14 protein-coding genes are annotated in these 14,955 nt (G+C 68.8%); 8 read left to right on the top strand and 6 right to left on the bottom strand.

Annotated features, from left to right (window positions below; translation table 11 throughout):
- Both VM306_RS35095 and rocD read right to left on the bottom strand, forming a co-directional pair.
- On the bottom strand, positions 1 to 810 hold an 810-nt coding region (locus VM306_RS35095; RefSeq protein WP_325522648.1), incomplete at its 3' end, for a DUF2252 family protein.
- Between the two features lie 74 nt (positions 811 to 884).
- A complete protein-coding gene (rocD, locus tag VM306_RS35090; protein WP_325522646.1) occupies positions 885 to 2,135 on the bottom strand; it encodes an ornithine--oxo-acid transaminase in 1,251 nt (416 codons plus the stop codon).
- Positions 2,136 to 2,275: 140 nt separating this feature from the next.
- Between rocD and VM306_RS35085 the strand changes: the two genes are divergently transcribed.
- From VM306_RS35085 to VM306_RS35050, 8 genes are all read left to right on the top strand, one after another.
- Entirely contained in the window at positions 2,276 to 3,106 is an 831-nt protein-coding gene (locus VM306_RS35085; RefSeq protein ID WP_325522644.1) for a PPK2 family polyphosphate kinase, read from the top strand.
- 147 nt (positions 3,107 to 3,253) lie between these two features.
- Entirely contained in the window at positions 3,254 to 4,306 is a 1,053-nt protein-coding gene (locus VM306_RS35080) for a lactonase family protein (protein WP_325522642.1), read from the top strand.
- A gap of 66 nt (positions 4,307 to 4,372) precedes the next feature.
- Entirely contained in the window at positions 4,373 to 5,152 is a 780-nt protein-coding gene (locus VM306_RS35075) for a HipA family kinase (protein WP_325522640.1), read from the top strand.
- Positions 5,136 to 5,522 (top strand): DUF3037 domain-containing protein, encoded by a 387-nt coding sequence (locus tag VM306_RS35070; RefSeq protein WP_325522638.1) that lies wholly within the window; start codon positions 5,136 to 5,138, stop codon positions 5,520 to 5,522. Before VM306_RS35075 ends, VM306_RS35070 begins: the two co-directional genes overlap by 17 nt.
- Before the next feature lie 76 nt (positions 5,523 to 5,598).
- The gene (locus VM306_RS35065; protein WP_325522635.1) at positions 5,599 to 6,618 is read left to right on the top strand and encodes an LCP family protein; all 1,020 of its coding nucleotides are present in this window, start codon (positions 5,599 to 5,601) and stop codon (positions 6,616 to 6,618) included.
- Between the two features lie 286 nt (positions 6,619 to 6,904).
- The gene (locus VM306_RS35060; protein ID WP_325522633.1) at positions 6,905 to 7,636 is read left to right on the top strand and encodes a 3-hydroxybutyrate dehydrogenase; all 732 of its coding nucleotides are present in this window, start codon (positions 6,905 to 6,907) and stop codon (positions 7,634 to 7,636) included.
- 10 nt (positions 7,637 to 7,646) lie between these two features.
- Entirely contained in the window at positions 7,647 to 8,939 is a 1,293-nt protein-coding gene (locus tag VM306_RS35055; RefSeq protein WP_325522631.1) for an MFS transporter, read from the top strand.
- Entirely contained in the window at positions 8,936 to 10,486 is a 1,551-nt protein-coding gene (locus VM306_RS35050; RefSeq protein WP_325522629.1) for a helix-turn-helix domain-containing protein, read from the top strand. The genes VM306_RS35055 and VM306_RS35050 overlap by 4 nt, the downstream gene beginning before the upstream one ends.
- Here VM306_RS35050 and VM306_RS35045 read toward each other — a convergent pair.
- The 4 genes from VM306_RS35045 to VM306_RS35030 all read right to left on the bottom strand — a co-directional run bounded on the left by VM306_RS35045 (position 10,483) and on the right by VM306_RS35030 (position 14,899).
- Positions 10,483 to 11,961 (bottom strand): GMC family oxidoreductase, encoded by a 1,479-nt coding sequence (locus VM306_RS35045; RefSeq protein ID WP_325522627.1) that lies wholly within the window; start codon positions 11,959 to 11,961, stop codon positions 10,483 to 10,485. The two genes, VM306_RS35050 and VM306_RS35045, sit on opposite strands and share 4 nt — an antisense overlap.
- Complete coding sequence (locus tag VM306_RS35040; protein WP_325522625.1) at positions 11,958 to 13,397, bottom strand: aldehyde dehydrogenase family protein; 1,440 nt, start codon at positions 13,395 to 13,397, stop codon at positions 11,958 to 11,960. Before VM306_RS35040 ends, VM306_RS35045 begins: the two co-directional genes overlap by 4 nt.
- Before the next feature lie 81 nt (positions 13,398 to 13,478).
- Entirely contained in the window at positions 13,479 to 14,582 is a 1,104-nt protein-coding gene (locus tag VM306_RS35035; protein WP_325522622.1) for an NAD(P)/FAD-dependent oxidoreductase, read from the bottom strand.
- Positions 14,579 to 14,899: a bifunctional 3-phenylpropionate/cinnamic acid dioxygenase ferredoxin subunit gene (locus VM306_RS35030; protein WP_325522620.1), complete on the bottom strand. Its 321-nt coding sequence runs from the start codon at positions 14,897 to 14,899 to the stop codon at positions 14,579 to 14,581. Before VM306_RS35030 ends, VM306_RS35035 begins: the two co-directional genes overlap by 4 nt.
- Positions 14,900 to 14,955: the final 56 nt, after the last annotated feature.

Raw genomic sequence — 14,955 nt, 5'->3', positions numbered from 1 at the left:
GCGCAGGCTGTTCACGTAGGACGGAAGCGCGCCGATCACGGCGTCGGCCGTCGAAGGCGTGACGTCGGTGAACGTCGGCGGGTTCGTGACGAACCGCCACTTCTCGCCGTCGTGCGCGGTCCACTTCGCGGCGAACCGGGCGCTGGTGTTCTTGCGCGACTTCTCGGCGGCCTTGGAGAAGTCGTTGAGCAGGTCGTCGGCCTTGACCTTCGACAGCGTGGACTCGTCGCCCAGAGCGGTCCAAGAGTCCATGAACGGGATCTCCGCGAGGTGCTTGATCGTGCTCCGGTACGCGCTCACGGCGTCCTCGGCGGCGTCGCGGCAGCCCTTGTCCGACACACCACCGACGCGGCCCGCCAGCACCAGCGACGCCACGAGCCGCTTGAGGTCCCACTCCCACGGACCCGGCAGCGTCTCGTCGAAGTCGTTGATGTCCATGACGATCTGGCCCTCGGGAGTGCCGTAGAGGCCGAAGTTCGCTGCGTGTGCATCACCGCACAACTGAGCGTGAAGCCCGGTCGCGCACCCGGCGGCGAGATCGCCCGCCTGCAGGCCCGCGGAACCGCGGAAGAACGCGAACGGGTTGGCGAGCATCCGGCCGATCCGCAACGGGACCAGGTGCTCCAGGCGTCCCTCGTTGCTGGCGCGCACGAACTCCAGCACGGACGGGCGCCGGGGGGCGAGCGACATCGCCCGGTGCGCCTTGAAGTCCACAGAGGACCGCAGCGCGCGACCCTCCGCGTAGATCTCCTCCGGCTCCACCCAGCGGCCCAGAGCCGCGGCGGCCTCAGCGCGAACCCGTTCACCCATAAGAGCCATCATGCCTGCGGCGGACGAACCAGGAGGCTCGTCCGCCGCATTTGTGACCTGGTCAGACGCGCAAATCACCCCAAATCGGGACGAACGACCTCCGCGATCGCCCGCACGCCCAAGTCGATCTCGTCACGCGTGATCACCAGCGGGGGAGCGACGCGCAACGTCGACGCGTGCGTCTCCTTGCACAGCACTCCGCGCGCGGACAGCGCCTCGGAGGCGGCACGGCCCACCGGACCGCCCGGCGCGATCTCGACGCCCGCCCACAGCCCGCGCCCGCGCACCTCGGCGACGCCGTGGCCGACCAGCTTGGTCAGCTCGGCGTGCAGGTACGCGCCCATCTCGCGCGAGCGCTCCTGGAACTCGCCGGTCTCCAGCAGCCGCACGACCGCACGGCCGACGGCGCAGGCGAGGGGGTTGCCGCCGAACGTCGACCCGTGCTCGCCGGGCTTCAGCACGCCCAGCACCGCGCGGGACCCGACCACGGCGGACACCGGCAGGATGCCGCCGCCCAGCGCCTTGCCGAGCGTGTAGAGGTCGGCGCGCACGCCCTCGTGGTCCAGGGCGAACAGCTCGCCGGTGCGGCCGAGCCCCGACTGGATCTCGTCGGCGATCATCAGGACGTTGTTCTCGTCGCACAGGCGGCGGATGCCGGCGAGGTAGCCGGCGGGCGGCACGACGACGCCGGCCTCGCCCTGGATCGGCTCGATCAGCACGGCGGCGGTGCGCGGTGAGATCGCGGACTCGACCTCGTCGAGGGCGCCGTACTTGACGACCTTGAAGCCGGGCGTGAACGGGCCGAAGTCGTTGCGCGCGGTCTCGTCGGTCGAGAACGACACGATGGTCGTGGTGCGGCCGTGGAAGTTCGACCCGGCCACGATGATCTCGGCGGTGCCCTCCGGCACGCCCTTGACCCGGTAGGCCCACTTGCGGGCGACCTTGATCGCGGACTCGACGGCCTCGGCGCCGGAGTTCATCGCGAGCACCATCTCGGTGCCGGTCAGCGCCGCCAGCTCGCGGCAGAACAGGCCGAACTGGTCGTGGTGGAACGCGCGGCTGGTCAGCGTGACGCGGCCGAGCTGCTCGACGGCGGCGGCCACCAGGGCGGGGTGGCGGTGCCCGAAGTTGAGCGACGAGTAGCCGGACAGGAAGTCGAGGTAGCGGCGGCCCTCGACGTCGGTGACCCACGCCCCCTCGCCGTGCGAGAGCACCACCGGCAGCGGGTGGTAGTTGTGGGTGCTCCACTCGTCGTCCAGTGCGATGTAGTCCGCGCTAGCCAAGTTCGGGGTGCCCGCGGTGTGGTGGTCAGCGATGGCGGTCATCCTCCAAGGCTAGGGTCCGGAACCAGCGAATTCAGCCGTGAAGCATTGCGCCTTGCCTCAGTTCGTTGCGTAGATTCATCCATCGGTGGTTGTTCTTTGCACAGCGGGCGGAATCGACGGTGAATCGCTACGGTCAGATGATGGCGAAGAAGTCGGTTCGTGACGCTCTCCGGCTCGACGCGGTGGATCTCTCCACCCTCGACCCCGCCGGCCGCCCGATCGGTCCCCAGAGCAAGAAGGAGGCGGCCGAGGACCTCACCGCCACCGGAACCGAGCTCGACGGCCTCCAGGAGGCGTTGTACGCGGAGGGCACCCGTTCGGTGCTGCTGGTGCTGCAGGGCATGGACACCTCCGGCAAGGGTGGTGTGGTCAGCCACGTCGTCGGCCTGGTGAACCCGCAGGGCGTGCACATCGCGTCGTTCAAGAAACCGACCGCCGCCGAGCTGCGGCACCACTACCTCTGGCGCGTCCGCAAGGCCCTGCCGGAGAAGGGCCGCATCGGCGCGTTCGACCGTTCCCACTACGAGGACGTCCTCGTGCCCAAAGTAGAACGTCTGCTCACGGCGGCGGAGGTTCGCGCTCGTTACAAGGAGATCAACGCGTTCGAGCAGGAGCTCGCGGACTCCGGCGTCACGCTCGTCAAGTGCTTCCTGCACATCTCGCCGGAGGTGCAGAAGGAACGGCTGCTCGCCCGCCTCGACGACCCGAGCAAGAACTGGAAGTACAACCCCGCCGACATCGACGTCCGTTCCAAGTGGTCGAAGTACCAGGACGCGTACACCCAGATGCTGCGGAGCTGCGCGGACACGCCCTGGTACGCCGTCCCGTCCGACCGCAAGTGGTACCGCAACTGGGCCGTGAGCCGGCTGCTGCTGGAGACGCTGCGCGAGATGAACCCGGAGTTCCCGCCGCCCGCCTACGACCTCGAGGCCGAGAAGGCCCGGCTGATCGAGCACGACCCGTTGCGCTAGGCGCAATCTTGGACGCATGTGTTGCATCGCCCCAGTGGTCTGGTCCAGGGTTGGTCGCACCGCCGCCGAAGAACTACCGGAGGTGCGGACGTGGGTGTGGACCGGCGACGTTTTCTCGGAGCCATGGGCGTGGGAGCTGGACTGCTGATGACCGGAGGAACCGCTGAGGCGGCACCTGCCACCAGGAGAGTGTTCTTCGGGGCGTACACGACGTGGAACGGCGGTGCCAAGGGCATCGGCGTCGGCACGTACGACACCGCGAACGGCCGGCTGAAGACGACGGGCGTGATCCCGGGCGTGGTCAACCCGTCGTTCGTGGTCGAGTCGCGTGACGGCCGGTTCCTCTACGCGGTCAACGAGAACACCAAGGGCGAGGTCACCGCGATCAACGCGGCCACGCTCAAGGTCATCAACAAGCAGGCGACCGGCGGCGCCGACCCGTGCCACCTGACGCTCGACCCGTCCGGGAAGCACCTGATCACCGCGGACTACTCGTCCGGGTCGCTGAGCGTCTTCCCGATCAACGCCGACGGCAGCCTGGGCGCGCGCACGCAGAAGGTGCAGCACCAGGGTTCGGGCCCGGACCCGGAGCGCCAGGAGGGCCCGCACGCCCACCACATCGTGTTCGACCCGGCCGGCAGGTACGCGGCGGCGGTCGACCTCGGCGCCGACTCGGTGTTCTTCTACTCGTTCAACGGCCGGCTCCAGCTCGTCTCCACGGCGAAGCTCGCGCCCGGTGCCGGACCGCGCCACATCGCGTTCCACCCGAACGGCAAGACCGCGTACGTCGCGAACGAGCTGGACTCGACGATCGTGGCCTGCGCTTATGCGGACGGGAAGCTCACGCCGGGCCAGGTGCTCAAGACCGCGCCGCCCGCGACCGAGCGCAACTACCCGGCCGAGGTGCTGGTCTCGGCCGACGGCAGGTACGTCTACCTGTCGAACCGCGGCCACGACAGCGTGGCGCACTTCGCGGTCGACGGCGCGCAGCTGACGCTGGTCGGCACGACGCCGGCCGGCGGCAAGTACCCGCGGCACATCACGTTCGACCCGACCGGGTCGTTCCTCTTCGCCGCCAACCAGAACTCGAGCCTGGTCACGTCGTTCGCGGTGGACAGGGCGACCGGCGAGCTCACGCCGTCCGGGACGCCGTTGAAGACCGAGATCCCGGTCTGCGTGCTGCCGGCGCGACTGGGCTGACGCGCTTGTGCTGATCACGCGGAATCCTGCTCGGCTTCGAGCGGGCTTCCGTGTGATCATGCCCCGGTGAATGTGGCAGGGAGTTCTCTGAGGGAGGTCACGGCCACCCGGTACGTCACCCCGTTCCGCGAGGGCGGGTCGATGCCGGGACTGGTCGAGGCCGACGACCTCGGCATGTACGTGGTGAAGTTCCGCGGCGCCGGGCAGGGCGTGAAGGTGCTGGTCGCCGAGGTCGTCGTCGGCGAGCTGGCCCGGCGGCTGGGCTTCCGCATACCCGAGATCGTGCTCGTGCACCTCGATCGTGAGCTGGCGCGCGCGGAACCCGACCAGGAGGTCCAGGAGCTGCTGCGGGCCAGCGGCGGCCTCAACCTCGGCCTCGACTACCTGCCCGGCTCGTTCGACTACAACCCGGTCGTGCGCGATCCGGGCGTCGAACTGGCGACGAGGCTGCTGTGGTTCGATGCGCTCGTGCTGAACGTGGACCGCAGCTGGCGCAACCCGAACATGCTGCTGTGGCACCGCGAACCGTGGCTGATCGACCACGGCGCCGCGCTGTACTTCCACTACTCGTGGAGCCAGGACAAGCCCGCCACCAAGGAGTTCCGGTTCGACCCGTCCGACCACGCGATGCTGCCGAACGCGGGGTCGCTGTCCGAAGTGGACGCCGAGCTGACCGCGAGGATCACGCCGGAGCTGCTGGACGAGGTGCTCGCGCTCGTTCCGGACGAGTGGCTGGAGGGCGACCCGGCCGAACTGCGTCAGCGCTACAAGGACTTCTTCACCTACCGCCTCGCGAACCGCGGCTGGGTCGACTCGCTGGAGGCCGCGCGTGCCGCACGTGTTTGAGTACGCGCTGCTGCGGGCGGTACCGCGGCAGGAGCGTGGCGAGTTCATGAACGTCGGCGTCATCGTCTACTGCCGCGCGCTCGACTTCCTGTGCGCGAAGACCTATGTGGACGGTGATCGGCTGCGCGCACTCGACCCGCGGCTCGACGTCGAGACGCTCGAAAGCAGCCTGAGGCACCTCGCCGGCTCGTGCGACGGCACGCCCGAGGCCGGTCCGGTCAGCAGGACGACGGTGGGGCAGCGGTTCCGGTGGCTGACGGCGCCGCGCAGTACCATCGTGCAGACCTCGCCCGCGCACACGGGATTCACCGAAGACCCGTCGGCCGAGGTCAGCCGCCTTTTCGAGACGTTGGTGCTGCCGCCCCGGTAGGTTTCCTCGCAACCTGGACGGACGAGCCGCGTCCCTAGGTGCAAAGCGAAACTAATGCGATCGGGGTTGGCGACACATGAGCGCTGGGTATCACCACGGCTACCAGCAGCCGCGGCGTCCCATGCCGCCGCAGCGGCCGATGAAGAAGAAGAGGCGTCCTGGACGCGTCATCCTGGTGCTGCTGCTCGTCCTGGTTCTGGGTGCCGTCGGCTTCGGGTTCTACGTCGACTCGACGCTGACCCGGATCAACGCGCTGCCGGACTACGAGGGCCGTCCCGCGGAGACGCCGGGCACCACGTGGCTGCTCGTCGGTTCGGACGCGCGGGAAGGCTTGACGCAGGAGCAGAAGGACGCGCTCGCCACCGGTGACGCGGCCGGCCGGCGCACCGACACCATCATGATGCTGCACCTGCCGGACAACAGCGCCGCGAAGCCCGTGCTGGTGTCGATTCCGCGTGACTCCTACGTCTCGATCCCGGAGAACGGCCGCAACAAGGTCAACGCGGCCTACGCGTTCGGCGGGCCGCAGATGCTCGTGCGGACCGTCGAGGGTGCGACCGGCGTGCGGATCGACCACTACATGGAGATCGGCTTCGGCGGGTTCTCCGACATGGTCGACGCGGTCGGCGGTGTCGACATCTGCCTCGACGAGCCGATCAAGGACCCGCTGGCCGGCATCGACCTGCCCGCGGGCTGCCAGGAACTCGACGGGCCGCAGGCGCTCGGCTTCGTCCGGACGCGCGCGTTCGCGACCGCTGACCTGCAGCGGGTGCAGAACCAGCGGAAGTTCCTGTCCGCGTTGTTCGAGAAGGTGAAGAGCCCGGCCACGCTCGCGAACCCGTTCCGCGTCATCCCGTTGATGAACGCGGCCTCGGGCTCGGTGTCGGTCAACGAGGACGACCACGTGTGGCACCTGGCGAGCGTCGCGCTCAACATGAGCGAGGCGACGAGCGGCACGGTGCCGGTCGGTTCCACGCCGACGGTGCCCGGTGCGGGCTCGGTCGTGCAGTGGAACAAGGAGAAGGCCTCGCAGCTCTTCGACCTGATCAGCAAGGACGAGCCGGTGCCCGCCGAGCTGATCGCCCCTCCGAAGTAACTACTCGGCAGGCTCGGGCACTGCCTCCGAGCTGGTCAAACCGGCCTCCTGTGCGATCTCGTCGAGCTCGCGCAGGAGGTCGTCGTAGATGGGCGTCGTGGACATGGTGAATCCCCCTTGAGCGATCTTCCCCCGTTCAGGTGACGGGAGCTTACGCCTCTATACCCACTTGTTTGCGGCCTATGCCTCCTCCACGCTAAATGTTGGCTAACTCCACGCGGTGACCAGGCGTTGTGTGGGGCCGCCATATGTCGATCACGGCCTGTGACGCCTACCGTTTCCGGACATGTCGAGTGTCACGGGTCACACCGCGCTGGTCACCGGAGCCGCGAGCGGCATCGGCCTGGCCTGCGCCCGCGCGCTGGCCGCCGAGGGCGCCAAGGTCCACCTGGTCGACCGCGATCCGCAGGTGCTCCCGCTCGCCGCCGAGCTCGGCGGGACCGGGCACGTCCTCGACCTGACCGGACCGGTCGCGGCGCTGCCCACCGAGATCGACGTCCTCGTCAACAACGCGGGCGTGCAGCACGTCGCGCCCATCCACGAGTTCCCCGCCGAGCGCTTCTCGGCGATGGTCGAGCTGATGCTGGGGGCGGCGTTCCGGCTCACGCGGCACGTCCTTCCGCACATGTACGACGCCGGCTGGGGCCGGTTGGTCCACATCTCCAGCGTGCACGGGTTGCGCGCGTCCGCGTTCAAGTCGGCCTACGTCGCCGCGAAGCACGGCCTGGAGGGGTTCTCCAAGGTCGCCGCGCTCGAAGGCGCGCCGCACGGGGTCACGTCGAACTGCGTGGCGCCCGGCTACGTGCGGACTCCGTTGGTGGAGAAGCAGATCGCGGACCAGGCGCGCGTGCACGGCATCTCCGAGGACGAGGTCTCGTCGCAGGTCTTCCTCCAGCGCAGCGCCGTCAAGCGGCTGATCGAGCCCTCCGAGGTCGCCGACGCCGTGCTGTGGTTGTGCGACAACAGTTTTGTCACAGGTACGTCGTTGGCCGTCGACGGCGGCTGGACCGCTCAATGAGGAGTTGTCGATGATCAAAAAGGTGGTAGGCGCTTCGCTCATCGGGACAACTGTCGAGTGGTACGACTTCTTCCTCTACGGCTCGGCAGCCGCCCTGGTGTTCAACAAGCTGTTCTTCCCCACGGCGGACCCGCTGACCGGAACGCTGCTCGCGTTCACCACGTACGCGATCGGCTTCCTGGCACGACCGTTGGGCGGCCTCGTCTTCGGCCACTACGGCGACCGGTTGGGGCGCAAGAAGCTGCTCGTGTTGTCGTTGCTGCTGATGGGTGGCGCGACGATGCTGATGGGTGTGCTGCCGACGTACGCGTCGGTGGGCGTCCTGGCGCCGTTGCTGCTCACGCTCCTGAGGCTGGTGCAGGGTTTCGCGCTCGGCGGTGAGTGGGGCGGGGCCGTGCTGATCGTGTCGGAGCACGGCGACCCCAAGCGGCGCGGGTTCTGGGCGTCGTGGCCGCAGGCCGGTGTGCCGTGCGGCAACCTGCTCGCGACGGGCGTGCTGGCGGTGCTCGCGGCGGTGCAGTCGGACGCGGACTTCCTCGCGTGGGGCTGGCGGATCCCGTTCCTGCTCTCGGGCGTGCTCGTGGTGATCGGCCTGTGGATCCGCCTGACGGTGTCCGAGTCGCCGGTCTTCCTGGCGGCGCAGGAGAAGCGGGCGAAGGAGCCCGTCCAGGAGAAGGCGCCCGCGCTGGAGCTGCTGAAGCACAACTGGCGCGAGGTGCTGATCGCGATGGGCGCGCGGTTCGCCGAGAACGTGTCCTACTACGTGATCACGGCGTTCATCCTCGTCTACGTGGTGACCGGGCTGGGGCTCTCGAAGTCGGTGGGGCTCAACGCGGTGCTGATCGCCTCGGCCGTGCACCTGATCACGATCCCGATCTGGGGCCACCTCTCGGACAGGTTCGGGCGGAAGACGATCTACCTGGTCGGCGCGGTCGGCATGGCCGGGTGGATCTTCGCGTTCTTCGCGATGCTCGACACCAAGGACCCGGTGCTGATCACGCTCGCCACGACCGTGGGACTCGTGCTGCACGGCGCGATGTACGGGCCGCAGGCGGCGTTCTTCTCGGAGCTGTTCGGGACGCGGGTGCGCTACTCGGGTGCGTCGGTCGGTTACCAGCTGGCGTCGATCGCGGCGGGCGCGCTGGCGCCGTTGATCGCGACGGCGCTGCTGCAGGCGTACGGGTCGTCGTTCCCCATCGCGATCTACGTCCTGATCACGTGCGTGATCACGGTGGTGGCGATCCTGCTGGCGCGGGAGACCCGTGGTGCGGACCTGGAGGAACGTGACAGGGTTGGGGTGTGACACGACGGCGTGAGGCCGAACTGGCGGCGTTGTTCGAGACCGCGTCCGAGCTCGCGGGCATGCGCGACCCGGACGCGGTTCTCCGCTCGATCGTGCGCAGAGCGCGGACGCTGCTCGGGACGGACGTCTCCTACCTGTCGATGAACGACCCGGCCGGCACCTACATGAGGGTGACGGACGGGTCGTTCTCGCCGTTGTTCCAGAAGGTCCGGCTCGGCCTCGGCGAGGGCCTGGGCGGACTGGTCGCGCAGACCGCACGGCCGTACGCGACCTCCGACTACTTCGCCGACGCCCGCTTCAACCACACCAGGCCGATCGACTCGGCGGTGCGCGACGAGGGCCTGACCGCGATCCTGGGCGTGCCGCTGAAGCTCGACTCGAAGGTCATCGGCGTGCTGTACGCGGCCGACAGGACCCCGCGCGAGTTCCCGCCGGAGGAAGTCGCGCTGCTGCAGTCGCTGGCCGACCACGCGGCCATCGCGATCGACACGGCGTCGTTGTTCGCGACGATCCAGTCGCACAACGAGGCCATGAGACGGGCCGAGGAGGCCCACGACCGGCTCACGGACCTGGTGCTGCGCGGCGGTTCCTCCGCCGAGGTGGCCGCGGCGGTGGGGGAGCTGCTCGGCGGTCCGGTCGAGGTGCTGGAGACCGTGCCCTCGCAGGCCGTGCGGGCCAACGGACGTGCCGTGCTGCTCGACGACCTGTGGGTGTGCGCGGTGCTGGCCGGATCCGAGCTGCTGGGCGGGATCGCGCTCTCGGGCCGCCCCGACCTCTCGGACGCGGACCGGCGCCTGTTCGAACGGTCGGCGGCGGTGACGGCGTTGTTGTTGCTGCTGCGCCGGACCGTGGCCGAGGCGGAGAACAAGGTCCGCGGCGAGCTGATCACCGACATCCTCGACGGCCGTGACGCCACCGGGCTGCTGGCGCGGGCCCGGCGGGTGGGCGTCGAGCTGACCTCTCCGCACGTCGTGCTGGTGGCGGACGGGAACCTGTCGGGAGCCACCCACTACGCCTCGGTCCACAGAGGACTGGCGGGGTCGCGCGGACGTGACGTCGTGCTGGCGCTGCCGTCGTCGTCCACCGGCGTGGCGCGTGACGTGGCGAAGGCGCTGGATGCGACAGTCGGCGCGTGCGGGCCGGTCGCGGGTCCGGTGGCGATCGCGGCGGCCTTCGAGGAGGCGCGGCGGTGCCTGAAGGCGTTGAAGCAGCTGGGGCGCGAGAAGGACGCCGCCACGTTGGACGACCTGGGGTTCGTCGGCGTGCTGCTGGGCGACCGCGCGGACGTGTCGGGCTACGTGCGCTCGGTGCTGGGGCCGGTCCTCGACTACGACACCGAACGCGGCACGGAACTGGTGCGCACGCTGGAGGTGTACTTCCGCTGCGGCGCGAACCTCAGCCGCGCCAAGGCGGAGCTGCACCTGCACGTCAACACGGTCACGCAACGGCTCGACCGGGTCTCGTCGTTGCTCGGCGCCGACTGGCAGTCGCCGGAGCGCGTGCTGGAGGTGCAGCTCGCGCTGCGCCTGCTCCGCCTGCAGGGCTAGGCCTGAGTTCCCCTGATCAGGTCGGCGGCGCGTTCCCCGATCATGAGCACCGTGACCATCGGGTTCACGGTCGGCATGGTGGGGAGCACGGACGCGTCGACGACCCGCAGGCCTTCGAGACCGATGACCTTGAGGTCACCGTCCACAACGGACCCGATCGCGCACGTGCCCGCCGGGTGGTAGACGGTGTGGGCGGCCCTGCGGCCGTACTCGGACAACGCCTCGTCGCTCGTGACGTCAGGGCCGGGCGCGATCTCCCGCTTGAGCCACGACTTCAGCGGTTCCTGCGCGGCGATCTCGCGCGCGATCCTGAGGCCGTCGACGAGGGTCTGCTCGTCGTAGCCGTCGGGATCCGTGAAGTACCCGAAGTCCAGGGCGGGCTTCTCGGCCGGGTCGCTGGACTTCAGCCACAGCCTGCCCCTGCTGTGCGGCCTCGGGACGTTCGGCGTCATGCAGACCCCGTGCTCCACCTTCGGGTAGCCGAGGCGTTCCGTGTTGGTGGTGAACGGGATCTGGTAGAAGTGGAACATCAGGTCCGGCCGGGGGTCGGTCTCGTCGCGCCGGATGAACAGGCCCGCGTCGGAGTCCATCACCGAGTTCTCCGGTAACGGTGCCGTGGTCTCCCAGACGATGACCGACTCGGGGTGGTCGAGCAGGTTCTCGCCGAGGCCGGGCAGGTCGTGCTTCGGCTCGATGCCGATGCCGCTGAGGTGCTCGGCGTCGCCGACGCCGGAGAGCATCATCAGCCGCGGGGTGTCGATCGCGCCCGCGCAGAGCAGCACTTCTCTGTCCGCCTCGACGTAGCCCTTGTCGGTGTGCACGCCGATCGCCTGCGTGCCGTCGAACTCGATCTTGTTCGCCCAGGTGTTCAGCAGCAGCGTCAGGTTCCTGCGGCTGCCGAGGATCTCGTGCAGGTAGGCGGTGGACGCCGACGAGCGCTGGTTGTTCTTCTCCGGGTGGTAGGCGATGGAGAAGAAGCCGGCGCCGTCCTCGAACGGCTTCGCGTTGAAGTCGTCGACCTCCGGGACGCCGGTGGCCTGCCGGGCGGCGGCCACGAAGTCCTTCGCGATCGGGTTCCTGTCCTTCCCGGCCACCGGGATGATGTTGAGCTGGATCTTGTCGTGGTAGGGCCGGATCGCGTCCCACGTCCAGCCGTGGCCCCAGCCGTCGAAGTCCTGCGGCAACGGGGTGAAGCAGATCAGCGTGTTGTGGCTGGAGCACCCGCCGAGCACCTTCGCGCGGCTGTGCCGGATGTGCGAGTTGCCGCGGGGCTGCTCGACCGTCGTGTAGTCGTAGTCGTACTCGGTCTCGAGCAGCTTGATCCAGTTGCGCAGGTTCAGGATCTTCTCGTCGCCGACGTCGGACGGCCCGCCCTCGATGACCGCGACCGTGACCGACGGGTCTTCCGTGAGCCGCGCGGCGAGGACGCACCCCGCCGTCCCGCCGCCCACGATCACGTAGTCGTAGGCGGTCATCGGGAGTCCCTTCGCGCGAACCAGTTCTGGGCCTGTGGCTTGAGGTTCTGGTACACGTGCTTGGGCTCGGTGTACTCGTGCAGGCCCGCGGTGCCGAGCTCGCGGCCGACGCCGGACCGCTTGAAGCCGCCCCACTCCGCCTGCGGCAGGTAGGGGCCGAACTCGTTGATCCAGACCGTGCCGTGGCGCAGCCTCTTCGCGACGCGCTGCGCCTTGTCGAGGTCCTGGCTCCAGACGCCGCCCGCGAGGCCGTAGTCGGTGTTGTTGCCCAGTGCGACGGCCTCCTCCTCGGACCCGAAGCGCTCGGCGGTGATGATCGGGCCGAACGTCTCGTCCTGGACGAGTCTCATGTCCTTGTGGCAGTCCGCGTAGACGGTGGGGCGGAAGAAGAAACCGTTCTGCAGCTCGGCTTCCTCCGGCCTGCGGCCACCCGCCTCGAGGGTGGCGCCCTCCTGCTTCGCGAGCTCGACGTAGCTCTCGACCTTGGCGCGGTGCTCCTCGCTGACGAGCGGTCCGGACTCGGTGTCCTCGTCGAGACCGTTGCCCAGCTTGATCCTGTCGGCCCTGCGCGCGACCTCGGTGACGAAGTCGCCGTAGACGCTGGAGTGCACGAGGAGCCTGGTGCCCGACGAGCAGACCTGCCCGGCGTGGAAGAACGCGGCCGTGAGCGCGTAGTCGACGGCGGTGTCGAGGTCGGCGTCGGCGAAGACGATGTTCGGGTTCTTGCCGCCCAGTTCGAGCGCGACCTTCTTCACGGTCCTCGCCGCCGACGCCATGATCCGCCGGCCGGTCGCGAGGCTGCCGGTGAACGAGATCAGGTCGACGTCCGGGTGCTCGCTCAGCGGCGCGCCGACCTCGGGCCCGGTGCCGAGGACGAGGTTCGCGACGCCGTCGGGCAGTCCGGCCTCCCGCAACAGCTCGAACAGCTTGATGGTGGTGAGCGGCGTGATCTCGCTGGGCTTCGCGACGAGCGTGTTGCCCGCGAGCAGGGCCGGAGCGATCTTCCAGGACATCTGCAGCAGCGGGTAGTTCCAGGGAGCGATCATGCCGCAGACGCCGACGGGTTCGTAGTCGATGCGGCTGACGACGTCCGAGGGGGCGCCTTGGACGATCTTCGGGTGCAGCAGCCCGGCGAGGTTGCCGTAGTAGCGGAACACGGCGACGACGTCGTCCACGTCGATGCGGCTCTCCACCAGCGTCTTGCCGGTGTCGAGCGTCTCGGTGCGGGCGATGTCCTCCTTGTCGCGTTCCAGGAGGTCCGCGACGTGGTTCAGCACGGCGGCGCGGTGCTCGGGGGCGGAGTGCTGCCAGTCTCCGTGGTCGAAGGCGTTCCTGGCCTTCGCGATCGCGGCGATCGCCTGGTCGCGGGTGTGGTCCTCGACCTCGGTGAGAACACTCCGGTCGTATGGGTTGATGATCTGCCGCACCGGCGACACGGGGCCTCCCTGTTCTTCTGTCCACGAAGGACATCGGGGTGTAGCCGGTCGCCGGTGGCGGTAAACCGTGGCGACCGTCTTCTACTTGAGATTCCTGCGCAGCCGCGTGAACAGCCGGGCGTTGCTCATCGCCACGATGCCGACGACGTCGTCTCCGTTCTCTCCGTCCCGGTAGGTGGCGACGAACTTCCTGTCATCGATCGACCCATCTTCGATGCGAACGTCCTCCGTCGCTCGTCCGATGAACTGGATTCGCACGCCGTACTGGTCGGACCAGACGTAGCCGCCGTTGGTGTGCTTCGCGACGGTCTCTCCCGCGAGCAAGTTGCGGGTGGCGATCTGCGCCTGCTCGGTCGCGGACGTCCAGTGCTCGGCGCGGACTCCCGCGCAGTTCGCGACGTCGCCGACGGCCACGATGTTCTTCACGTCCGTCACGCCGCCCGCGTCGCACACGACGCCGTTGTCGACCTTGACCGGTCCACCGGCGAGCCAGTCGGTCGCTGGACGCACACCGATGCCCGCAACGACTACATCGGCGTCAACCTTGCGTCCATCCGCGAGGTTGATTCCGCCGTCGACGTTGATTGAGTCAACATTGACTCCAGTGATCAATGTCGATCCATGGTCGCCGTGCAGCAGTCCTACCGCAGCGCCCATCTCGGCACCGAGCACACGCATGAGCGGTGCGGGCAATGCCTCGACGACGGTGACGTCCTTGCCCAGAGCACGCGCACTCGACGCGATCTCCGCACCGATGAACCCGGCGCCGATGACACCGACGCTCTGAGCGCCGGCGAGCGCGTCGCGGAGCTTGATGGCGTCGTCGAGGGTGCGCAGCACGTGGGCACCGGGAATCGTGCGCGGGATTCCTCCCGTCGCGATGACGACACCGTCGGCCTCGACCGTCGTGCCGTCGCTCAACGCGACCTCCCGCGTGGAGAGCAACCCGGTCGCCTGGACGCCGAGCCGCCACTCGACGTTGAGCGCGTCGAGGTCCTCCTGGTCGGCGAGCGGCACCGCCTCGACCTTGCCGAGGAGGAAGTCTTTCGAGAGAGGAGGCCTGTCGTAGGGCAGATGGACCTCGTCGCCGACGACGACGAGCCGTCCGTCGAACCCCTGCTGGCGCAGTGCCTGCGCAGACCTCAAACCGGCGAGTGATGCACCGATGATCGCGATCGTTCTCACGCCACGTCCTTGTTCACCTCGACATCGACATAGACCTCTCCATCCTCCACGTGGACGGGGTAGGTCTTCACGGATCTTTTGGCGGGCGGACACGTGGGCTCGCCCGTGCGAAGGTCGAAGCTCGCGGCGTGCAGCGGGCACTCGACGAAGCAGCCCTCCAGCCAGCCCTCGCTGAGAGAGGCGTCCTGGTGGGTGCAGGTGTCGTCGATCGCGTACAGGGCACCGTCGGCGTTGAACACCGCGATCGGCGCATGAGGACCGACGACGCGGACCGCGTCCCCAGGGGGCAGGTCCATGAGAGCGCAGACGCGGATCATCGTCGGCCTCCGTTGCGTGAAACGGCACGCGTTCCGAATGACGCAACACAATGTGC

This window comes from Lentzea sp., from assembly GCF_035525475.1.
Taxonomy (GTDB): domain Bacteria; phylum Actinomycetota; class Actinomycetes; order Mycobacteriales; family Pseudonocardiaceae; genus Lentzea.
This window is presented reverse-complemented; position numbering and strand designations above follow the sequence as displayed.